Source organism: Ruegeria lacuscaerulensis (genome assembly GCF_013031245.1).
In the GTDB taxonomy this organism is placed as follows: Bacteria; Pseudomonadota; Alphaproteobacteria; order Rhodobacterales; family Rhodobacteraceae; genus Ruegeria; species Ruegeria lacuscaerulensis_C.
In genome coordinates this window covers 83,207-104,589 of sequence record NZ_WPZL01000003.1, presented here as the reverse complement: position 1 = coordinate 104,589, position 21,383 = coordinate 83,207, and the positions used below count along the sequence as shown (strand labels likewise).

Here is a 21,383-nt window from a genome sequence, read left to right as displayed (position 1 = left end):
TACAATAGAGTTTTCAGTTCACCAAAACATCGACATTCGTGTGTGTTGAAAACGACCTTTCTCTTGCGAATTTCCTGTGCTTGGCCTATGGCGCGCACATGAGTGATACATCCCACGACCGCCTTCTGATCATCGACTTCGGCAGCCAGGTAACGCAGCTTATTGCCCGCCGCCTGCGCGAGTTGAATGTCTATTGCGAAATCCACCCCTATCAGAATGTCACGATGGACTTCGTGCGGGAAATGGCTCCGAAAGCCGTTATTTTCTCGGGCGGTCCGGACAGCGTGACGCGTGAGGGGTCGCCGCGGGCCCCGCAGGAAATCTTTGACTACGGCGTGCCGATCCTTGGCATCTGCTACGGTCAGCAGGTGATGATGCACCAGCTTGGCGGCAAGGTCGAAAGCGGTCACGGAACAGCGGAGTTCGGGCGTGCTTTTGTGACGCCAAAAGGCCAACTGGACATATTGGAAGGTTGGTTCTCGGACGGCGACGAACAGGTCTGGATGAGTCACGGCGACCACGTCAGCGAAATTGCCCCCGGGTTTGAGGTATTCGGCACCTCGCCCAACGCGCCCTATGCGATTACTGCAGATCCGAACCGTCATTTCTATGCCGTTCAGTTCCACCCCGAGGTGCACCACACGCCCAAGGGCGCGAAGCTGTATGAGAATTTCGTTAAGCTGGCGGGGTTCACGGGCGACTGGACCATGGGCGCCTACCGTGAACAGATGATCGAAAAAATCCGCGAACAAGTTGGCGACAAAAAGGTCATTTGCGGCCTGTCCGGCGGCGTAGACAGTTCAGTGGCAGCAATTCTGATCCACGAGGCGATCGGCGATCAGTTGACCTGCGTGTTCGTCGATCACGGACTGCTGCGCAAGAACGAGGCCGAAGAAGTCGTTGGCATGTTCCGCGACAACTACAATATTCAGCTGATCCACGCAGATGAAAGCGACCTGTTCCTTGGCGAGCTGGAAGGCCAGAGCGATCCGGAAACCAAGCGCAAGATCATTGGCAAGCTATTCATCGACGTATTCCAAAAGCACGCAGACACCATCGACGGGGCCGAATTTCTGGCGCAGGGCACCTTGTATCCGGACGTCATTGAGTCGGTGTCGTTCTCGGGCGGCCCGTCGGTCACGATCAAGTCGCACCACAATGTCGGCGGGTTACCTGAAAAGATGGGCCTGAAACTGGTCGAACCGCTGCGGGAACTGTTCAAAGACGAAGTTCGCGCCCTTGGTCGCGAGTTGGGCCTGCCGCAGAGCTTTATCGGCCGTCACCCCTTCCCCGGCCCCGGACTGGCGATCCGTTGCCCCGGCGAAATCACCCAAGAGAAACTGGGGATTCTGCGTGAGGCCGATGCTGTGTACATCGACCAAATTCGCAAACACGGGCTCTATAATGACATCTGGCAGGCCTTTGTTGCTATCCTGCCCGTCCGCACTGTGGGCGTGATGGGTGACGGACGCACATACGATTACGCCTGCGCACTTCGAGCGGTAACATCTGTGGACGGCATGACTGCCGATTATTACCCCTTCAGCCATGAATTTCTTGGTGAGACCGCCACGCGGATCATCAACGAGGTCAAAGGCATCAACAGATGCACCTATGACATCACCTCAAAGCCACCGGGAACAATCGAGTGGGAATGATGAGAAAGCCGGGCACGTCCCGGCTTTTGCTTTTTAGGCCTGACCAAAAAGGCATAGTTTTCTGCTGGATAAAGACGATTCTCTAAGACAGGCACATGGACACCAGCAAACCGCAGATCGGCAAGGCCGCACTTTGGATGACGGGGGCGATTGCCTCCTTCTCGTCGATGGCCGTTGCCGGGCGCGAACTGAGCGTGACCCATGATACGTTTGAGATCATGTTCTACCGCAGCCTCGTTGGTATATGCGTCGTCTCACTTGTTTTGACCCTGACGCAAAAATGGCATCAGGTATCGGCCGACCGGCTTGGGCTGCACGGCATCCGCAACCTTTTGCACTTTACAGGCCAGAACCTGTGGTTTTACGCGGTCTCGGTCATCCCTCTGGCACAAGTTTTTGCTCTTGAATTCACTCAGCCGATTTGGGTGATCCTGCTTTCGCCGCTCTTGCTGGGCGAACGTTTGACGACCGTGCGAGTGATGTCGGCCCTGATCGGTTTCGCCGGAATTCTCATAGTGACCCGGCCAGGCGCTGCGCCACTGAGCACAGGCTTGCTGGCAGCAGGTTTGTCAGCAATTTTCTTTGCTCTGACAACCATTTCCACAAAGACCCTGACCCGATTTGCCAGCATTGGCTGTATCATGTTTTGGCTGACCGTTATGCAGGCGATACTGGGATTTATTGCTGCGGGCATCGACGGGCAAATCGCTTTGCCAACGGCGAAATCTGCGCCGTTCCTGCTGCTGGTCGGCCTGGCTGGTTTGCTGGCGCATTACTGTATCACCAACGCTTTGGCCATTGCGCCAGCGACAGTGGTTGTCCCCTTCGACTTTGCGCGCCTGCCTGCCATCGCGGTCATTGGGATGATTCTGTATCACGAGCCGCTGGATCACTGGACGTTGCTTGGGGCAGCCGTGATCTTTTCGGGCATTTTTCTGAATGTTCACGCAGAAAATCGTAACAGTTTAGCAACAGTTCCACGTCAGACTCGTCAGAAATAACGCGCCGTCACCAGTTGACGGTAGAATAAACCAATAGAAAGTTACGAGCACCACAAAGACAGGTCAGACCGTACCACCATCAGACGGAACTGACTTACAGGAGACCTTAGGGAGGACAGAATGAAAAAAGCGCTTTTGCAGGCGTGCGCGGTATGCGTTGGGGCAACAGGAGCATACGCAGGAGGCATCGACCGGAGTGGTCAGGGCATCAACCTCATTTTTGAAGAGGGGTCGGCCGTTCAGTTTCGGCTTAGTTACACGGATCCAACCGTAAGCGGCACGATGCCAAGCCTGAGTCCCCCCAATATTGGTCAGCCCGTAGACTCTGGCAACGTTGCAAATGACTTCTTCACGCCTCACCTGGGCTACAAGACATCACTCACCGATCAGCTTGACTTTGCCCTTTTGTACGATCAGCCGTTTGGCGCTGATATCGCATATGCAACGAATTACCCGCTGTCTATCAACCCTCTGAACCCAACTCAGCCAAACTCGCTCAGAGCCACAGCCGATACTGACGCTATCACGGCCCTGTTGCGGTATAAATTCGATGGTGGCTTCAGCGCATTGGGTGGGGTTCGTGCGCAGCGTGTGAAAGCTACGGTTGGCGTTCCGATTGTCGGTGACTATTCCTATGATTCCGATGCGGAAATCGACTTTGGCTATGTAATCGGTGTCGCGTGGGAAAGGCCTGAAATCGCTGCCCGGGTCGCACTGACATACAACTCGAAAATCACGCACGACCTGTCGCAAACCGAAACCATTGCCGGCCGGACGTTCAACACGACGACAGAAGTCGAAACCCCGCAGTCCGTCAACCTGGACTTCCAGACTGGTGTCGCGCCAAAGACCCTGCTATTTGGATCGATCCGTTGGGTCGACTGGCCACAACTGGACCTGTCTCCGCCTGTCTACGTCGGCACTGTTGGCGCCCCGTTGGTTGACTACGACAACGCGACATTCACCTATTCGCTTGGTCTGGGGTATCAGTTTACGGAAGAGTTTTCCGGAGCCGTGACGCTGGGTTATGAGACCGATGAGGGCGAACCGGTATCGAACCTGGGTCCGACGGACGGCTTCTGGAGCATCGGTGTCGGCGGCACGTATTCGTTGGAAAAAGCCAAGATTTCTGCCGGCGTGCAATACACCGACATTGGTGATGCGACCGCCGATGGCGCGGGCGGCGTGACAGCTGATTTCACCGGCAATAGTGCCTGGAGCGTCGGTTTCCAGGTCACTTATGCGCTGAATTAATTTCGGGCATCAAATGAACATGAAACCCCGTCTTCGGCGGGGTTTTTTCTTTGCGCAAGTTCCGGGTCGAATGGGCAATTCAGGAATGCGAAAAGATGGCATGTCTACTCAAAAACACCTCTCCCCCAAGGCATGGGCCGAGCTATTATTGCTTGGTCTGATATGGGGCGCGTCGTTCATTTCAATCAGGATCGCGCTGGACACGATCCCGGTTATGACTTCTGTACTTCATCGCGTTTTCTGGGCGATGCTGGCGCTTTGGCTGGTTGTACGGATTCGAAGACTGGCCGTTCCACGCAGCCCTCGTGTGTGGCTTGCATTCCTTGTCATGGGTTTGCTGAACAATGCAATTCCGTTTACGTTGATGGCCTGGGGTCAGCTATATATCGAGACAGGTCTGACCTCGATCCTGAACGCGGCGACGGCTGTGTTCGGCGTTCTGATCGCCGCTCTGTTGTTCAAAGACGAACGTCTTACGCCAGGTCGTGTTTTGGGCGTCGGGCTTGGGTTTTTAGGCGTCACCATTGCAATCGGTCTTCGAAACTTCGCCAACTTCAACCTTCAAAGCGTTGCCCAACTGGCTATTATTGCAGGAACAGTTTCATATGCTCTTGCCGGTGCATGGGCACGTACAGCGTTGTCGGACCTGCCCCCCATTGTTGCTGCGGCCGGTATGCTGACCGCATCTACATTGCTGATCCTCCCCATCACGTTGATGGCCGATGGCATGCCCGCACTGAACCTGCCTCTGACAACCTGGGCGGCAATCGCCTACTACTCTCTAATCGCAACCGCTGGTGCGTACTTGCTGTACTATCGCGTTCTGGCGGTTGCCGGCGCAGGAAACCTGATGCTTGTGACCCTGGTGATCCCTCCTGTCGCCATCGTTCTGGGTGCCGTTCTGAGAGATGAAGCATTGCCGCCACAGGCCTTTTTGGGCTTTGCTCTGCTTGCGATGGGGCTCTTGATCCTCCATCGCTCCGGTGCGCACGATTGACGCCGCCCCCTGCCCGTTTTAGCTAGGTCGGAAAAAGGGATAGCGGACGATGATCTACAGTTCGGCAAAAGACTGGCGCAATGCGGCGCGAAAGAAAGTGCTGTTCTTCGGTATGTCGGGTCTGGGCAAGACTTATGTGTCCAACGTCCTGCGCGATTCAGGCGACTGGTTCCACTATTCGATCGACTACCGGATAGGCACCCGATACATGGGCGAATACATCACCGACAACGCCAAGGCCGAGGCGATGAAGGTTCCGTTTCTGCGTGACCTGCTTTTGTCGGACTCGATCTATATCGGATCGAACATCTCATTTGAGAACCTTACGCCTGTTGCCGCGTATCTCGGCAAGCCCGGAAACCCCGCTCTGGGCGGTCTAGAGATTCCGGAGTACCGCCGCCGGCAGGAACAGTTCCGTCTGGCCGAAATACACGCCCTGCTGGACACCGAGTACTTCATAGACCGCGCGCAACGCTTGTATCAGTACCCTCATTTCATCTGCGACACGGGCGGGTCGATCTGTGAATGGGTGGACCCCAATGATGGCACGGATCATGTTCTGTCTGAGTTGTCGCGCCAAACCCTGATGATCTGGATTCAGGGCGACGAAGATCATACAGCGGAACTGATCCGTCGCTTCGACAAAGCGCCAAAGCCTATGTCGTATCAACCCGAGTTCCTGACGCGTGTTTGGGATGACTACCTGTCTCAGCATGACTGCCGGGCCGAGGATGTCGACCCTGACGCCTTCATCCGCTGGACCTATGCGCAGGCGCTGGCCCACCGCCAACCGCGCTATCAGGCGATGGCCGAGAACTGGGGTGTGACCGTCACCGCAGATGACATGCACAAGGTCCGCGATGCGGGTGATTTCGATGAGTTGATCGAACGCACCCTTGAGACCCGCCCGAACCGCGCTTAATTACCGCTCTTAAACTGTTCTTCCAAAGGCTTGCACCTGATGCCCATCAAGATCCCTTCCGACCTGCCTGCATTTGACGTTCTCACCAAAGAGGGCGTCATGGTCATGGCCGAGGATCAGGCGATGCGTCAGGACATCCGCCCCCTGCGGATCGGCTTGTTGAATCTGATGCCCAAGAAGATTCAGACCGAGAACCAGTTCGCTCGTCTGATCGGTGCTACGCCGCTGCAAATCGATCTGTCGCTGATCCGCATGACCGAACACAGGACAAGGAACACCGCTGCCGAGCACATGGCCGAGTTCTATCGCCCCTTTCAGGAGGTGAAGGACGAGAAATTCGACGGTCTGATCATAACCGGTGCCCCGATCGAACATCTGGAGTTCGATGACGTCACCTATTGGGACGAAATCAGCGAGGTATTCGACTGGACCCAGACCAACGTCCATTCGACCTTTGGCGTTTGCTGGGGCGGGATGGCGATGATCAACCATTTCCACGGCGTTCGGAAACATATGCTGAAAGCCAAGGCATTCGGCTGCTTCCGTCATATGAACCGAGACCCCGCTTCGCCATTTCTGCGCGGGTTTTCAGACGATTGCGTCATCCCCGTCAGCCGTTGGACCGAAATGAAACAGCACGAGATCGACAGCGCGGAAGGCCTTGTCACGCTGCTGGGCAGCGATGATGTCGGTCCTTGTCTGGTGGAAGACCGGGCGCACCGAGCGCTCTATATCTTCAACCATTTCGAGTATGACAGCGATACGCTGAAGCAGGAATATGATCGCGACGTCGCCAATGGCACGCCCATCAACGTGCCCAGCAACTATTATCCGGATGACGATCCGACGCGCACGCCGCAGAACAGATGGCGCAGCCATGCGCATTTGCTATACGGCAACTGGATCAGTGAAATTTACGGAACCACTCCGTACGACATGAACCGGATTGGCGTGGACATAACGGACCTGAGGGCCTGAGATACCATGGTGCGCGTCGGTGTCATAATCCTGGCTCTGATGGCGGTGATCTGGTGTATCGCGCTCTGGCGGGCCGCGCGGCTGGAAGCGCGCGCCGAATCCGCTTTTCCACCCGAAGGTCAGATCGTTGATGTCGATGGCATCTCTGTTCACGCCGTTGTCATGGGCGCAGGCCCTGACGTCGTACTTATCCATGGTTCCAGCGGCAACACGCGCGACATGACCTTCGCTCTGGCCCCAATTCTGGCTGAGAACTTCCGCGTCATCGTGTTTGACCGCCCCGGCTTGGGATACAGCGACAGCTTTAACCCCGACGGGGAAACAATTGAACAACAAGCGGAAATACTGCAAAAAGCTGCCGCCCAGTTGGGGGCAGACAAGCCCATCGTCGCCGGGCAAAGTTACGGCGGTTCTGTATCGCTTGCATGGGCAGTCACTCGACCCGACAACATCTCAGCACTGGTTTTGATCGCGCCTGCGGCAATACCGTGGGAGACACCGCTAGACGGGTTCAATCAACTGGCGGCAACTCCGGTCGGCAACACCCTGGGGCTGCCCCTGATCACGGCATTTGTACCGGATTGGTTTGCCGAACAGGTGCTGGACGATGTGTTTGCCCCGCAGACAACCCCTGAAGGTTATGCCGATCACTTCGGCCCGGGACTGACAATGCGCCGCTCCTCCATGCATGCCAACGCAAAGCAACGTGCCAACCTTTTGGAGGAGGTTCGTGCGTTGCAACCCCGGTACAGCGAAATTGATGTACCGACCGAAATCGTCCACGGCACGGCCGACACCACAGTTGGTCTGGGCTGGCATTCAGAGCGCCTGATCGAACAAATCCCCGGCGCGGAATTGATTGAGCTGCCCGGCATTGGCCATATGCCACAGGTCGTCGCGGCGCCCGAGGTCGCGGCAGCGATTGACCGCGCCGCGCAACGTGCAGGTTTGCGTTAACTCCGCGGCTAATCCATAGTAGGAAATGGATTTTATGACGAGGTAGCTTATGGCCCGTTCGGAAAAAGGTTCCATCGAAAAGTACTTTCGCAATGACGCCCCCAAAGAGGTGCGCACTGCCATCGAAAAGGCAAACAAAGGCGATATTCTGAATCCCAGCTACCCTTACGATGAACGGATGAAGCGTAAGGAATATGACAAGCAAATGGAATTGCTGCAGATTGAACTGGTCAAGATGCAGTCCTGGATCAAGGAAACCGGCCATCGCGTTGCGCTTATCTTCGAAGGCCGAGATGCCGCTGGAAAAGGTGGTACGATCAAGAGATTTCGCGAAAATCTTAACCCGCGCGGCGCGCGGAACGTGGCGCTAAGCAAGCCTTCGGACACAGAGCGCAGCCAATGGTATTTCCAGCGCTACATCACTCACCTGCCAGCAGCCGGTGAAATCGTGTTCTTTGACCGCAGTTGGTATAATCGGGGTGTGGTGGAAAACGTGTTCGGTTTCTGCACTTCAGAAGAGCGTGAACGCTTTTTCCGGCAGGTATTGCCGCTGGAAACCGGTCTGGTCAACGATGGGATCGTACTTTTCAAGTTTTGGCTGAACGTCGGTCGTGCCGAGCAGTTAAACCGGTTCCTGTCTCGCGAAACCGACCCGCTGAAGCAATGGAAACTCAGCCCGATTGACGTTGCGGGTCTGAACAAATGGGATGAATACAGCCAGTCGATCTCGGAAACCCTGACCCGCAGCCAATCGGAACATTGCCCCTGGACCATTGTGAGATCGGACGACAAGAAACGCGCCCGTCTGGCAGCCATTCGAACTGTTCTGCATGCTCTGGACTATGACGAGAAGGACGAAAAGGCGATCGGCGAGAACGATCCAAAAATCTGCGGTGGGCCGGAAATCTGGGACGCATGATGGAAATTGCAGGGCTAAAGTCGTGATGGGTGTTGGACGAACGCTTGTACGCAGATTATGTCATGAATTCCCAGAGCTTAAACAGCAAAGGCACCTGACACAGGGATGACGAAACGCGGGTATCATCACGGCAACCTGAAGCAGGCTCTTATTGAGGCCGCGCTGTCTTTGATCGAAGAAAAAGGTCCAACGGGTTTTACATTGTCCGAGGCCGCAAAAACCGCTGGGGTCACCCCCGCCGCGGTCTATAGACATTTTCATGGACGTGAGGATCTGATTGCCGAAGCGGCCCGCCAGGGGTTCGAGATGTTCGCGGACCTGATGCAATACGCATATGACAAGGGTCAGCCTTCGGCGCTGGCGGCTTTCGAGGCGACCGGTCGCGCCTATCTGGCCTTCGCGCGCAAGCACCCCGGCCACTATATCGCCATGTTCGAAAGCGGGATTTCCGTCAATCGGACGCCGGAACTGTCGTTGGCCGCGAACCGTGCCAAAAGCGTGCTCGAAAAAGCCGCAGCCGATCTGTCTCAACACATTCCCCCGGAAAAGCGGCCGCCCGCGTCCATGTTCAGCGCCCATATCTGGGCCATGAGCCATGGCGTGGTGGAACTCTTTGCGCGAAATACTGGTGCAAGTTCACCCTTCCCGCCCGAGGAATTGCTGGAAACAGGTATCGGCATCTATCTGAGAGGGCTGGGACTGGTGCCCCAGGACGACTGACGGGTGTCAGAACACAGTTCTGGGCCGCGGCATGCTTAGCCCTGAGGTGACGTTGATAAGTTCCATTTCACCCATACCCTTGATGTCTACCTTCCCCAGATCCGAGACCTGAAATTCATCGATCAGGGCAAATTTCATCTCTTCCGGGGCAACAATATTCATTGGATTTGCAAAGACTTGCAGCCGTGAAGCGATGTTCACGGCGGGACCGAATACATCATAGACGTATTTCTGAATGCCTACGACAGACCCCACAGCGGGGCCCATGCCCAACCCGATCCGAGCCTCCCATTTATGCGGATGACTTTCGTTGCGCCGCTCCAGATACCGCAAGAAACGAACCGCACAATGCGCCACTGCCGTCGCATGATCCGGAGTTGGATCCGGCATACCTGAAACTGCCAAGTAAGCATCACCAATCGTCTTGATCCTCTCACATCCGAATTGTTCGACGATCCTGTCAAAGGCCGTGAAGATGTCATTTAACTCGCTCAGCGTGACGGTTGGGTCCGCCTTGGCCGCAAAGTCCGTGAATCCCACAAAGTCCAGCATCACGACCGAAACCTGCTCATAAAGTTGCGGAGTGACGACCCCAAAGGTCTTGAATTCCTCGTATACGGCCCGCGGCATCAGGTTCAGCAACAGCCTTTCAACCCGCTCTTTTTCACGCTCCAATTCACGCGTGTTGCGCTCAACCATGGTCGAATAGCTGTCGATCATGCTTTCAAGCTCGCGGATACGCGTGATGTTCTGGCACTCGACGACCAGAACTTGTTCGGACAGCCCATTGGCCAACGACACTGCAGTCGCGAAGATCAGGGTTCTGCGTTTCGGCTTGATCTGCAGCTCGACGGAGTATCGCAGGCCCGATTGCTTCACGTCCTCCAGTTCAAGTGGGTCAAGCGCCGGGAGCAAGTCCAGCAATGTCTGGCCGTCGTTCGGTACGCCGAACCATTCGGCGAACGGTCCGTTGTGAAACACAAAGGTCAAATCTGAGGCGCGCACGACAGCGACCCCGACGCCAATCGCGCGCAACAGTTGTTCGTTTATGGCCAGAATGCTCATGCGGCGTCACGTGCGACAATGATTGCACGTTTTGATTCAATGGCTTCCAGGGCAATCTTGATATGCCCGTCCTCCATTCCGTGCATGGCCAGAGCTTCGCCAAACAACTCGGCCATCTCATCAAAGTCAGCATGGGTGATATTCAGATTCCGGTGTACCGCCTCTATTCTCTCGTCGCTGAAAGACGCGGGACCACCCACCAGTGACGAAACAAATTTTGTTTGATGGTCAATCAAGCGCGGCATGTCTATGTCTTCGAAATGGCCCCCGATCTGATCAGAGTCCAACGCCATTTCGTAGAACGTAATAACAATGCGGCTGATCGTTTTGAATCCGCCGTATTTTTCGTAAATTGTCTGACCCACACCGCACACCCAAGCATTAACCACAAACAACACTGCAAGATTATATCAATATGACAGTTTTGTTAACGGTTATGAGGATTTCGGGCGAACCGGGGCTGGTAGAGTACGTATTTTGGTCAATCCGACAGCTTCAAACACTCAGGTCATCAGTACAGGGTATGAATCCTGCGTAACCACCCTGCTCTAACAAACGCGCCTGCCCGCCCGCGCGCCAATACAACTTGCGACAGGCGGCCTGTAGTTCTCGTCTGGCGCGGAACCACAGCGGACCTTTGTCCAGACCGCTGTTGGTCTTCTTGTCCTGCGAACGTTCACTGACCTTCACAGGCTCGCTGATCTGATCTTGCTGTTTCGACCAAACCATCTGAACCCCGACCGCCGGAAAACACTGATACATATGCCAGTCCGGACGTGGAATTGAAACGAAATCGTCCAGGTGATCTGAATACTGTTCCGACCAGGACAACAGTTTGCGACAGGCGTCTCGAGAAAGGATGTATGCGGCCGCGCTGGGCGCCATCTCCAACATCGGCCTGACGTTTACACCTGCAAATACAGTTTCAGGCCCGAACCTCAGGGATCGTGGAGAGTAATCAAGCTTGACGAAATCAAACCCGGTTCCGTGCTCTAGTAGGGCCGCGATGACAGCACCCGCCTGAGCAGACATTTCCACGTCATCTTCGAATACCGCGACTGCTTTCAAATCCTGATCAACCGCGGCCTGCCATACGGCGCGATGGCTTTCAAAACAGGCGATCTCGCTTTGTCTCAGCCCCCACCGGCTACCGGTTCCGGGAACGTACCCATTGCCGTCCAGTGCCCTCGGTTGCTGAGCGTCAATTGCGCTGAAGCGTTTCGCACCACGCAGTCGGGCATGGATGAACTGACTGTCCATAAACGCCTTTCGCTCGGGCACGCGGTCCAGATTTATGTAGAAGACACCCGTTCCCGATGGCAATTCGTGATGTCCCACAGTTTGTCCTTTCCAACGCTCAGGCCAGATACGCATCGCTGAACCGGACAATCAAGCCCTTGCAGACCGCCGGGAACAACCTTGCCGAAGTAGCCCCGATTTGCGATCTTCGGAACGCGCACAGATTTTGGTTGCCCTGGATCAGTTGAATTTCTTCAGCTTCATCTTCCATGCGCTTAAAAAGAGCCTGCGAGCAAGAAGGGCCAGCGCCCTTCTTGCTATACTAACAATGATTTACACGCTGATCGTGTTGTGTTCCGGACCATAGGGGAAGCCGGTGATGTTCTCGGCACCGTCTTCTTCGACGACGAGAATGTCATGCTCGCGATAGCCGCCGGCGCCTTTTTGACCCTCGGGGATCCAAAGCATGGGCTCGATCGAGACGACCATGCCAGGCTCCAAAACCGTGTCGATATCCTCGCGCAGTTCGAGACCGGCTTCGCGACCGTAGTAGTGGCTGAGAATACCGAAAGAGTGGCCGTAGCCAAACGAGCGGTATTGCAGCAGGCCCTCATCGGCGAAGAAACGGTTGATCTCTTCGCAGATTCCCGAGCAAGTCGCGCCGGGTTTGATCAGGCTCAGGCCCAGCTCGTGCGCCGCGACGTTGGCTTTCCAGATGCGCAGGCTTTCTGCGTCGGGCTCGCCCAGGAACAGGGTGCGTTCCAGCGCGGTGTAATAGCCCGAGATCATCGGGAAGGTGTTCAGCGACAGGATATCGCCCTTTTCCAGCGCACGCTTGGTGACCGGGTTATGCGCGCCGTCGGTGTTCAGTCCCGACTGGAACCAGACCCATGTGTCACGGTATTCGGCATCCGGGTAGGCACGCGCGATTTCGGCCTCCATCGCGTCACGTCCGGCCATGGCAATCTCGATCTCGGTCGCGCCTTCGCGGATCGCGGCGTGAATGGCGGCGCCGCCCACATCCGCGGTACGTGCACCGCCCTTGATCAATTCGATCTCTTCTGCGGACTTCACCATGCGCGCGGCCATCGTGTCTGGCGCAACGTCCACCAACTCAGGGCCTCCCAGCATGTCCAGAGCCGTATCACGCATGGCCAGGGTCATGTGGTCGCCTTCGATGCCAATCCTACGGGCAGGCCCGACAAGCTCGGCAACAGCGCGCCAGTAGTTGTTGCGCTTCCAGTCGGTGTAGATCACGTTCTCTTCCACCGAACGCCGCCACGGCTGCCCGGCATCGATATTTGCCGAAACTGTCGTGCATGCATCTTGCGTCACCACGCAGCCGTAAGGACGGCCAAACGAGCAATACAGAAAGCCCGAATAGTAGGCGATGTTGTGCATCGACGTCAGCAGAACTGCCGGAATATCCCGCGCCGCCATGGTCGCGCGCAGACTGGCAAGGCGGCGATCATATTCCGCTTTGCTGAACGGCAAAGGCGCCTTGTCACCGTTATGGCAGGTAAAGAACTCGGGGCGGTTGGTTAGGTCAGTCATCTTGGTCTCTCCTGAATGCCGGACAGGCAACGCCCGGCCACAAGTCCCGGCGTTCAGGACAAGCGGCCTCGGGAACCGAGAGCCATGCACCCCGCGTATCGTCACGACGCCATCGCGACCGGGGTGCATGGTGAAATCGCTAAATCAGCTTTTGAGTCGCGTCAAGATGGGCTGAGCCCGCGCAGGCGTTCAGACCGCCGCCGCAGCAGTTCAACCGTGGTCAGCAGCGCAATCGAGATCACCACAAGGATGGTTGCAACCGCCAGAATGGTCGGACTGATCTGCTCACGAAGGCCGGTAAACATCTGCCACGGAAGCGTTTTCTGACTTGCAGAGCCGACAAACAAAACCACCACAACTTCGTCAAACGAAGTGATAAAGGCGAACAATCCGCCCGAGATCACACCCGGCAAGATCAGCGGCATCTGGATTTTGAAGAACGTCCGCACCGGACCCGCCCCCATGTTCGCCGCCGCCCGCGTTAGCGATTGGTCAAATCCGACCAGCGTCGCCGTCACCGTGATGATCACGAAGGGAATCCCCAGGACCGCGTGGGCGAGGATGACTTTGATATAGCCGACAAAGTTCTTGTCCATGCCCAGCGTTCCCTCAAGGAATCGGCCAATGTCGCTGTAGAAAAAGAACATACCCGTGGCGGAAATGATCAGGGGAACGATCATCGGCGAGATCAGGACGCCCATAATTGCCCGGCGCCCCGGTACGTGGGATTGGCTCAGACCAATAGCTGCCAATGTCCCAAGCGAAACCGAGATGATCGTCGCAATCGGCGCAATGATCAGCGAGTTCTTAAAGCTGCGCTGCCATTCATTGTTGGTGAAGAAGTCGCGATAGTGCTTCAGCGAATACCCCTCGGGGTCCAAACGCAGCATCTCGGGTGTGAAAGTAAAGAAATCCTGCGCGTTAAAGGACAGCGGCAGAACCACAAGGATAGGTGTGATCAGGAAGACGAAGATCGCACCACAGATCACCCGGAACGCGTAGTGCCAGAACACCTGACCGCTCGTCATGTAAGGCAGCAGTCTTTGCCGATAACGCCCCTCGTACAGCCAGAAGATAAAGAAGGCAAAGAACCACCCGGCCAGCAAACCGACAATCAATCCGGTGAACCCCGCGAAGATCAAGCCAATTGCGCCCAGACCCAATATTGTGATCCAGCGTGCCACACGCTCATTGTCGAGCACCGTAATATAAACCCAGGCCAGCAGCGCCATAAGCGCCGCGCCAACAAGGATGCCCAGCAGGACACTGCCCTGCCCGGCCCCGACGAACATGCCGACAAAACCTCCGGCGATTGCGACCGATGGAAGAACCATTGACAACGGTTTGCGGGATATTGGTGTAAGTGCTGCCATGATCTTTATCCCAGCTTGACGTTATCGATGCCCACGATCTTGTCGTAGACCCAGTAAAGTAGCAGAACGACCGCGAGCAGGATCGTCCCCAGCGCTGCCGCGAGCCCCCAGTTCAGCGAGGACGAGATGTGATACGCGATCCGGTTCGAGATGAAGACGCCTTTGGTGCCACCCACGATCTCGGGCGTGATGTAATAGCCAATAGCCAGAATGAACACGAGGATCGACCCCGCCCCAATGCCCGGAACGGACTGCGGAAAGTAGATCCGCCAGAACGTCGTCCAGTTGGTCGCGCCCATCGACTTGGCCGCTCGGGTATAGGATGGCGGTATCGTCTGCATCACCGAATACATCGGCAAGACCATGAAAGGCAGCAGGATATGCGTCATTGCAATGATCGTGCCGATCTGGTTGTTGATGATCACGAGCCGCGCGTCATCTGCGACAAGCCCCAGCCAGACCAGAGTTTCGTTGATCACCCCCTGCTGTTGCAGCATCACTTTCCATGCGGATGTCCGCACCAGTAGTGATGTCCAGAAAGGCAACAGAACAAGAATCATCAACATGTTCGAAACGCGCATTGGCAGATTCGCCAGAAGGTAAGAGATCGGGTAGGCCAGCAAGATGCAGGCTCCGGTGATCACCAGCGACATGAACAGTGTGCGACCGAACAATTTGACGAGGATCTGCTTATCCTCGGGCTGTGCCTGCGGGCCTTCGGGGGTCCGGCGCATGTCGACAGCATTCAGGAAGTATCCGTTGGTGATCGGGACTGCATGCGTCTTGATCACGCGCCAGGTGTCCACGTCTCCCCAACCATCATGGATTTCAATCAGCTTTTCTTTGAATGGCGCATCAGCTTCCGGATCCAACTTTTTGATATTTCGCCCGGATCTGCGGAACATGGACGACATGCCTGTCTGTTCATAGTTCAGCCGCGTCCCCAGTTTCGTATGTTCTTTCGCGTCAACTGCGACGATCATATCACGGATGAAAGCCTCATATAGAGCTTCGTCCGGCAATTCGCCGCTTTCGGCATCCCAGTTCTTCAGCTCGACCACCGTCAAGGGGAGCGTTTCAGCCACGATGCTGTTCTCAACCGACCGGAACAGCATCGACACGATCGGGATCACAAAGGACAGCAGCACGAACAACAGTAATGGTGCAACAAGCGCCAAAGCCCGAAGCTTGCGTCGACGCAGGGAACGCGCCAGAGATTTCTTGAGTGGCGTGCCATCCGCAGCCAGCATCGGACCGGATTGAGTAGCGTCAGTCATCTGCGTCCCTTGGTCTTTGGTAAGTCGGGGCCAAAAGCAGCCCCGACCGAGGTTTTCTGATCCGGCTTATTGTGCCAGCCAGGCCTGGAACTTCGCGTCGATATCGTCGCGATAGTCCGCCCAGAACTCGTAGTTATACAGGAACGTGTTCTTGGAGTTTTCCGGATCGGTCGGCATGTGCGGTGCCATGTCGATGCCCAGATCGGCGTGCTGACCTACCAGCGGGGCCGAGGAGGCACGGGCCGGTCCGTACGAGATGTACTTGGCCTGATCCGCCAAACGCTGCGTGTCAGTGGCGAACCGGATATAATCCAGCGCGCGCTGCTTGCGCTCGTCATCCAGACCGGCGGGAATGATCCAACCATCAATGTCGAACACCTGAGCGTCCCAAAGCATGGCAACCGGCTGATTCTGCTCTTCGATCACGCTGAACAAACGGCCGTTGTAGGTCGAGCCCATCACGACCTCGCCATCGGCCAAGAGCTGCGGCGTGTCGGCACCGGCATTCCACCAGACGACCTGATCCTTGATTGTATCGAGCTTGGCCAGCGCTTGATCCTGACCTTCTCCGGTGGCCAGGACGTCATAGATATCATCCTTGGCGACACCGTCACAGAGCAGCGCCCATTCCATGTTGTTGATCGGGCGCTTTTCGAGCGATCGTTTGCCAGGATAAGTTTCCAGATCGAATACCGCGCAAACATCTGTCGGAGGTGTGTCGCCGACCAGATCGGTGCGATAGCCGAAAGTGGTCGAATAGACGATCTGCGGGATATAGCAGTCGCTGACAATCAGTTCACCGAAATCCTCGGACGCGAGCGTGCCATCAGGCGCCGGCGCAAGCATCTCGTCATGATTGATTTCCATCGCCAAACCTTCGTCGCACAGACGGATTGCAGACTCGGCAGTGACGTCCACCACATCCCAGGTGATATTGCCCGCTTCGTTCATGGCGCGCAGTTTTGCAACCGCCTCAGCCGAGCTGTCATCGTTCAGAATGGTGATGCCAGTCTGTTCCGAATAGGGTTCGTGATACGCCTTCAGCTGCGACTTGGAGTATGCGCCGCCCCACGAGACGATGGTCATCTCTTGAGCCATCGCGCCGCCGGCAACCATCGCAATCGCGCTCGCCATAAGCGTGGTTTTGGTTACTTTCATAGTTAACTCCCTGTTATACCCGTTAATTTTAACCTTGAAGACCGGATCACGGGGCAACCCGACCATCTGATGTCCCGCGTGCTCGGGCGGACCACGTGGGAAATTGCTGTATCAGGCGTCCAGCGCCCGGCAGTCATGGGCCAGCCAGCCGATTTCGACTTCCTGACCGGGGGACAGCTTGACTGCGTCCGGTGCATTTCGTGTCTTGATGATAAAATCTTCATTCCCCGCCACTGACAGACGGAAACGGAACACGTCACCCATATAGATGAATTCTTTCACCGTCGCTTTCAGCGTATGCGCATCGGCGTGCAGACGGTCTTTGTTGAATTCTACCCGTTCGGGGCGGATCGAAACCTTGGTGCGCTCACCTGCGGCATGTACGTTGACAGGCTTGGCATCAATCTCTGACCCGTCGTCCAGCGTCACCACGCAGGAATCGCCATCTATAGATTTAACAACACCTTCCAACGTGTTGTTTTCACCGATGAATTGCGCAACGAAGCTATTCTCGGGTTCTTCGTACAGCAAATCCGGTGGAGCCAATTGCTGAATACGCCCATCGTCAAACACGGCTACCCGATCCGACATCGTCAGCGCTTCGGTCTGGTCGTGTGTTACGTAAACGGTGGTAATCCCGAGTTCATGCGCAAGGCGGGTAATTTCGAACTGCATATGCTCGCGCAGTTGCTTATCCAGCGCGCCCAACGGTTCATCCATCAAAACCAGCTCGGGCTCAAACACTAGCGCTCGTGCCAGTGCGATCCGCTGTTGCTGACCACCGGACAATTGCGCCGGGCGACGGCTGCCAAAGGCGCCCATCTGGACCATGTCCAGCGCGCGTTTGACCTTTTCCTCGCGTTGATCCTTGCCCAGTTTCCGTACTTCCAGCGGAAAGGACAGGTTCTCGGCCACAGTCATATGCGGAAACAGGGCATAGTTCTGAAACACCATGCCGATGCCCCGTTTATGGGGCGGAATGTTATTGATCGGTTTCCCATCCAACATGATTTCGCCGTGGGTCGCGGTTTCAAACCCGGCCAGCATCATCAGGCAAGTTGTTTTCCCGGACCCCGACGGGCCCAGCATTGTCAGAAACTCACCTTTTGGCATTGAGAGGTTTAGATCTTTTACAACGAGTATTTCACCATCATACGACTTCTGGACTCGCTGAAACTCGACGAACGCTGCGTCATTGGACATATACCGACTTGGCTCCCTGTGTGGTCTGTTGGCTGCCCGGTTTATCCGGATCTCAAAGACCTATCGGCACCATTTAAGGACATGCAGGACGCACCGCGCAACCAAAATATGTCAGGAGAATGACAATTATCGTTGAACAGATGTCCTTCTCAGGCGGTGTTCAATTCCCGCATATGCCATGCAAGGCTTTGATTGCTGGACAAAACGGGCTTTTCCAGGCGCTCCTGGATTTCAGGGATAGCGTCAAAAGTTCTTAGATTCGTGCAACTTAAAAAAACAGCTTCAACCATTGGATCAGCCCCAAGTTTCACCGCTGCCTCAACGACGGATTGCCGCGAAATGCGCACAACCTTTGATTCTTCAGCCTCTCCAAATGACCCGAAAACGTCCATTGAAATTCCATTTCGGGCGAAGGCCCGCCGCAGGGGCTCGTTCACTTCTTCGACATACGGGGACAGCAGAGCGAATTTCGAGACACCCAAATGCGCCGCGCAGGCCGAAGCCGCACGCAACGGGTTTGTCACGACTGCTGTGTTACAATTTTTCTGAACCATCCTCTCGACCCGCTCAGACCCGATCACCGAGCTAGCGGATGTACAGCCATACCCGACCACACGATAGGGGCGGATCTTGGGAAGCAGGTCGGCAGCCGCAGGCAGAGCCTTCTCCATCTCTGCGAGGGATTCAGTAGACACTTGTGTGCCGCTGGGAATTCTTGAAACAAAAAGAGGATAGGAACGATCCGCGAAATAGGCGCTGAACTCCGGCTCGATTGTTTCGTCGGTCTGCAGCACGATCAGCCCCAACGGCGAAACCGCAGGATCATCTTTGTCCAGCGTGTATGGCAAATAACTCATATCGCTGGCAACTCCGGGCCGACGCGGGGGCTGATGAAACGCGGTGCCCCTTCGGTTATGACTATGTTTTCTTCGTGGACCAGAATTTTTTCGCCCACCGCAATGCCGGGTTCCAGCGTCAGGACCATACCTGGTTCTAACACCGTGTGATCTGTAGGGATCAGCGACGGCCATTCCGTAAGTGACATGCCCAACCCGTGCCCCAGTCGCCCTGCGCCAGTGTCGCCCCTGTTTCTGGACAGGACATTATTCATGATTTGGAACAAATCGGCCGCTGTCGCGCCCGGTCGCGCGGCTTCAAAGGCTGTATCCGAGGCTTCGATAAGCGCAGCGTATGCGTCCCGCACCTCAAGACTGGCAGGACCGATGGACCAGTTGCGGTCAAAGTCACAGAAATAGCCGTCCCACACCAAGCCGGTATCCAGCATGAGTACATCGTCCGGCTTCAGCGCTGTGGAACGAGCCGGAGAAATTACGTCCGAATAACCGCCCTGCTCTGCTCCTCCGGCGAGGTAAGGCACCCAATCCGCGCCTTCCTCAAGACACAACATCTGAAAACGGCGGAATACTTCATCCAGCGCCTTACCTTCACCCGCGATTTCCGGCACGCGGTCAAAAGCGCGCCCGGCGATACTGCAGGCCGTTTCAATCTTGGAAATCTCGGCGGGTGATTTCACCATTCGAAGGTCGCGGAGAATTCCGCTGTCGCCGCTCAGGCTTCGGCTGCCCAATCCATCCTGCAACCGGCGAAAGTCTGCCAGCGGCATGCGAATATGAGTTTCATGCCCGTCCGGGATGCCAATAACGGCATCCATCGGGCTGATTTCACAAAGCGTTTCGGTCAGAAGGCCAACACCGTCATCGGTCAGGTCCGGCGCGCTCCAGGTGCGGATATCCCCGACCCAGGTCTGCGCCATCAGAGCCGCCCCGATGGATGGAATGACTGCAACAGGTTTGCCTGTCGCAGGGATGATCAGAAACCAAGGGCGCGTCGGGCTTTCCCAAAACCGGGTCAGATAGCCGGTGAAGTAGCGGATTTCAGGTTCGGTTGTCAGCAACAGCGCCGATATCCCCGCCTCATCCATGCGGCGCTGTGCACGTTCGGTCCGCAACTGGAACTCGGTGGAGTCAAAGCCCCTCATTCGGCGACCTCGGACAGGAAGCACAGCACACAAGAGTACTTGTCGATACCCAGCGCCTTGCGCACGTCGGCATTCATGACAGCAGCAACCCCTGCCCCGCCCGACGCAGTTGTTGCAACACCCGCCGCTGCCATCGCCGGAAGGTGCTCGGTCACTTCGTCATCCGTGAGCGTCAGGAAACTGTCTGCGTCGCGGGCAAGACCGTTCAGGGCGATCTGCGATGGTTCTTTGCAATCCAGCCGCCCCATGACGCTGTCGGGCCCGTCGGCGAACACGCATGCCCCTGCTTCGATGCTGGCCTGCAACGCCGGAGCTGCATCGGGTTCAACTACGACAATCTTTGGAGCATCGCCCCAGACAGTCCGTGCATAAGCCGCTACCGCACCGGCCAATCCGCCGACACCAGCCTGAAGCATCATATGGGTTGGCCTCTGCGGACATTGACGGACGGCTTCGGCGGCCATCTGGAGATATCCCTCCATCAGCGTATGCGGCAGTTCATAATACCCGTCCCAGGAACTGTCCGACAGTAATATCCATCCGTTTTCTTCTGCGGCCCGGCTGGCTCCGTCCATACTACCCGCGTAATCGGCGCCATGCCGGACAACCTGGGCCTTTTGTTCGCGCAGACGGTCGGCGAAACTCTCCGGCACCGTTTCGGCGATATAAACCACGGCATCAGCACCGAAGACACGCGCACCTGCCGCGACGCTCATCCCGTGATTGCCCGCGCTGGCCGTGACATAGGTGCGACCGGACAGCGTCGTATCATCCGGAGTGGCGGAAATATCCGCCGCATGACGTGCAATGACGTATGCCGCACCCAGCGCCTTGAAAGACCCGAGGTTCATCCGCTCACGCTCATCCTTGATCCAAAGGTTTGCGACGCCGGTAAGCCCGTTGGCAGTGACCAGTGGAGTTTCCTCAGCCGCTGGGCAATGCTTAAGCAGATCGGCCACACGTTCCGAGTCGGTCGACGGGTATGGGGCCGCTTGGATAAGCTTCTGGCCGCCGCGATGGGGGTTGGATGTGATTTTCAATTGGGTGTCTTTCCTGAGTTGCCCATTGACGTGATCGGATTCGTCTAGTTCTGTCAACAAAACTTGGTC

At 56.2% G+C, this 21,383-nt stretch carries 20 protein-coding genes; 9 read left to right on the top strand and 11 right to left on the bottom strand.

Annotated features, from left to right (window positions below):
- Nucleotides 1–98: 98 nt before the first annotated feature.
- From guaA to GOX66_RS05135, 9 genes are all read left to right on the top strand, one after another.
- Nucleotides 99–1,658: a glutamine-hydrolyzing GMP synthase gene (gene guaA / locus GOX66_RS05175; RefSeq protein WP_170760285.1), complete on the top strand. Its 1,560-nt coding sequence runs from the start codon at nt 99–101 to the stop codon at nt 1,656–1,658.
- 95 nt (nt 1,659–1,753) lie between these two features.
- Nucleotides 1,754–2,659 carry a DMT family transporter gene (locus GOX66_RS05170; RefSeq protein ID WP_170760282.1) on the top strand — a complete coding sequence of 302 codons (906 nt, stop codon included), beginning with the start codon at nt 1,754–1,756 and terminating at the stop codon, nt 2,657–2,659.
- 120 nt (nt 2,660–2,779) lie between these two features.
- Nucleotides 2,780–3,913, top strand: coding sequence for an OmpP1/FadL family transporter (locus tag GOX66_RS05165; protein ID WP_170760280.1), 1,134 nt, complete (start codon nt 2,780–2,782; stop codon nt 3,911–3,913).
- A gap of 100 nt (nt 3,914–4,013) precedes the next feature.
- Complete coding sequence (locus GOX66_RS05160) at nt 4,014–4,910, top strand: DMT family transporter (RefSeq protein WP_170760278.1); 897 nt, start codon at nt 4,014–4,016, stop codon at nt 4,908–4,910.
- Nucleotides 4,911–4,959: 49 nt separating this feature from the next.
- Entirely contained in the window at nt 4,960–5,832 is an 873-nt protein-coding gene (locus GOX66_RS05155) for an ATPase (RefSeq protein ID WP_170760276.1), read from the top strand.
- 39 nt (nt 5,833–5,871) lie between these two features.
- Nucleotides 5,872–6,810, top strand: coding sequence for a homoserine O-acetyltransferase MetA (gene metA / locus GOX66_RS05150; protein ID WP_170760274.1), 939 nt, complete (start codon nt 5,872–5,874; stop codon nt 6,808–6,810).
- A gap of 6 nt (nt 6,811–6,816) precedes the next feature.
- Complete coding sequence (locus GOX66_RS05145) at nt 6,817–7,767, top strand: alpha/beta fold hydrolase (protein ID WP_170760272.1); 951 nt, start codon at nt 6,817–6,819, stop codon at nt 7,765–7,767.
- A 49-nt stretch (nt 7,768–7,816) separates the two neighbouring features.
- Entirely contained in the window at nt 7,817–8,686 is an 870-nt protein-coding gene (gene ppk2, locus GOX66_RS05140; RefSeq protein ID WP_170760270.1) for a polyphosphate kinase 2, read from the top strand.
- Nucleotides 8,687–8,791: 105 nt separating this feature from the next.
- Entirely contained in the window at nt 8,792–9,406 is a 615-nt protein-coding gene (locus tag GOX66_RS05135; protein WP_170760268.1) for a TetR/AcrR family transcriptional regulator, read from the top strand.
- A gap of 6 nt (nt 9,407–9,412) precedes the next feature.
- Here GOX66_RS05135 and GOX66_RS05130 read toward each other — a convergent pair whose 3' ends face one another.
- The 11 genes from GOX66_RS05130 to GOX66_RS05080 all read right to left on the bottom strand — a co-directional run bounded on the left by GOX66_RS05130 (nt 9,413) and on the right by GOX66_RS05080 (nt 21,314).
- Nucleotides 9,413–10,471 carry an adenylate/guanylate cyclase domain-containing protein gene (locus GOX66_RS05130; RefSeq protein WP_170760266.1) on the bottom strand — a complete coding sequence of 353 codons (1,059 nt, stop codon included), beginning with the start codon at nt 10,469–10,471 and terminating at the stop codon, nt 9,413–9,415.
- Nucleotides 10,468–10,836: a globin domain-containing protein gene (locus tag GOX66_RS05125; RefSeq protein WP_170760264.1), complete on the bottom strand. Its 369-nt coding sequence runs from the start codon at nt 10,834–10,836 to the stop codon at nt 10,468–10,470. Before GOX66_RS05125 ends, GOX66_RS05130 begins: the two co-directional genes overlap by 4 nt.
- Before the next feature lie 130 nt (nt 10,837–10,966).
- Nucleotides 10,967–11,809: a glycosyltransferase family 25 protein gene (locus tag GOX66_RS05120; protein ID WP_170760262.1), complete on the bottom strand. Its 843-nt coding sequence runs from the start codon at nt 11,807–11,809 to the stop codon at nt 10,967–10,969.
- 234 nt (nt 11,810–12,043) lie between these two features.
- The gene (locus GOX66_RS05115) at nt 12,044–13,264 is read right to left on the bottom strand and encodes an aminopeptidase P family protein (protein WP_170760260.1); all 1,221 of its coding nucleotides are present in this window, start codon (nt 13,262–13,264) and stop codon (nt 12,044–12,046) included.
- Between the two features lie 161 nt (nt 13,265–13,425).
- On the bottom strand, nt 13,426–14,637 hold the full coding sequence (locus tag GOX66_RS05110; protein ID WP_170760258.1) for an ABC transporter permease: 1,212 nt from the start codon (nt 14,635–14,637) through the stop codon (nt 13,426–13,428).
- Nucleotides 14,638–14,642: 5 nt separating this feature from the next.
- The gene (locus GOX66_RS05105; protein WP_170760256.1) at nt 14,643–15,914 is read right to left on the bottom strand and encodes an ABC transporter permease; all 1,272 of its coding nucleotides are present in this window, start codon (nt 15,912–15,914) and stop codon (nt 14,643–14,645) included.
- 66 nt (nt 15,915–15,980) lie between these two features.
- A complete protein-coding gene (locus GOX66_RS05100; RefSeq protein WP_170760254.1) occupies nt 15,981–17,072 on the bottom strand; it encodes an extracellular solute-binding protein in 1,092 nt (363 codons plus the stop codon).
- A 111-nt stretch (nt 17,073–17,183) separates the two neighbouring features.
- On the bottom strand, nt 17,184–18,275 hold the full coding sequence (locus tag GOX66_RS05095) for an ABC transporter ATP-binding protein (RefSeq protein ID WP_170760252.1): 1,092 nt from the start codon (nt 18,273–18,275) through the stop codon (nt 17,184–17,186).
- Nucleotides 18,276–18,424: 149 nt separating this feature from the next.
- Nucleotides 18,425–19,132 carry a maleate cis-trans isomerase family protein gene (locus GOX66_RS05090; protein ID WP_170760250.1) on the bottom strand — a complete coding sequence of 236 codons (708 nt, stop codon included), beginning with the start codon at nt 19,130–19,132 and terminating at the stop codon, nt 18,425–18,427.
- Complete coding sequence (locus GOX66_RS05085; protein WP_170760248.1) at nt 19,129–20,274, bottom strand: M24 family metallopeptidase; 1,146 nt, start codon at nt 20,272–20,274, stop codon at nt 19,129–19,131. Before GOX66_RS05085 ends, GOX66_RS05090 begins: the two co-directional genes overlap by 4 nt.
- On the bottom strand, nt 20,271–21,314 hold the full coding sequence (locus tag GOX66_RS05080; RefSeq protein WP_170760246.1) for a pyridoxal-phosphate dependent enzyme: 1,044 nt from the start codon (nt 21,312–21,314) through the stop codon (nt 20,271–20,273). The genes GOX66_RS05085 and GOX66_RS05080 overlap by 4 nt, the downstream gene beginning before the upstream one ends.
- Between the last annotated feature and the right edge of the window lie 69 nt (nt 21,315–21,383).

Excerpts from the sequence above, each read along its gene's own strand:
- guaA (WP_170760285.1), top strand. The coding sequence starts at position 99 with ATGAGTGATACATCCCACGACCGCCTTCTGATCATCGACTTCGGCAGC.
- GOX66_RS05170 (WP_170760282.1), top strand. The coding sequence starts at position 1,754 with ATGGACACCAGCAAACCGCAGATCGGCAAGGCCGCACTTTGGATGACG.
- GOX66_RS05165 (WP_170760280.1), top strand. The coding sequence starts at position 2,780 with ATGAAAAAAGCGCTTTTGCAGGCGTGCGCGGTATGCGTTGGGGCAACA.
- GOX66_RS05160 (WP_170760278.1), top strand. The coding sequence starts at position 4,014 with ATGTCTACTCAAAAACACCTCTCCCCCAAGGCATGGGCCGAGCTATTA.
- GOX66_RS05155 (WP_170760276.1), top strand. The coding sequence starts at position 4,960 with ATGATCTACAGTTCGGCAAAAGACTGGCGCAATGCGGCGCGAAAGAAA.
- metA (WP_170760274.1), top strand. The coding sequence starts at position 5,872 with ATGCCCATCAAGATCCCTTCCGACCTGCCTGCATTTGACGTTCTCACC.
- GOX66_RS05145 (WP_170760272.1), top strand. The coding sequence starts at position 6,817 with ATGGTGCGCGTCGGTGTCATAATCCTGGCTCTGATGGCGGTGATCTGG.
- ppk2 (WP_170760270.1), top strand. The coding sequence starts at position 7,817 with ATGGCCCGTTCGGAAAAAGGTTCCATCGAAAAGTACTTTCGCAATGAC.
- GOX66_RS05135 (WP_170760268.1), top strand. The coding sequence starts at position 8,792 with ATGACGAAACGCGGGTATCATCACGGCAACCTGAAGCAGGCTCTTATT.
- GOX66_RS05130 (WP_170760266.1), bottom strand. The coding sequence starts at position 10,471 with ATGAGCATTCTGGCCATAAACGAACAACTGTTGCGCGCGATTGGCGTC.
- GOX66_RS05115 (WP_170760260.1), bottom strand. The coding sequence starts at position 13,264 with ATGACTGACCTAACCAACCGCCCCGAGTTCTTTACCTGCCATAACGGT.
- GOX66_RS05110 (WP_170760258.1), bottom strand. The coding sequence starts at position 14,637 with ATGGCAGCACTTACACCAATATCCCGCAAACCGTTGTCAATGGTTCTT.
- GOX66_RS05105 (WP_170760256.1), bottom strand. The coding sequence starts at position 15,914 with ATGACTGACGCTACTCAATCCGGTCCGATGCTGGCTGCGGATGGCACG.
- GOX66_RS05100 (WP_170760254.1), bottom strand. The coding sequence starts at position 17,072 with ATGAAAGTAACCAAAACCACGCTTATGGCGAGCGCGATTGCGATGGTT.
- GOX66_RS05095 (WP_170760252.1), bottom strand. The coding sequence starts at position 18,275 with ATGTCCAATGACGCAGCGTTCGTCGAGTTTCAGCGAGTCCAGAAGTCG.
- GOX66_RS05090 (WP_170760250.1), bottom strand. The coding sequence starts at position 19,132 with ATGAGTTATTTGCCATACACGCTGGACAAAGATGATCCTGCGGTTTCG.
- GOX66_RS05085 (WP_170760248.1), bottom strand. The coding sequence starts at position 20,274 with ATGAGGGGCTTTGACTCCACCGAGTTCCAGTTGCGGACCGAACGTGCA.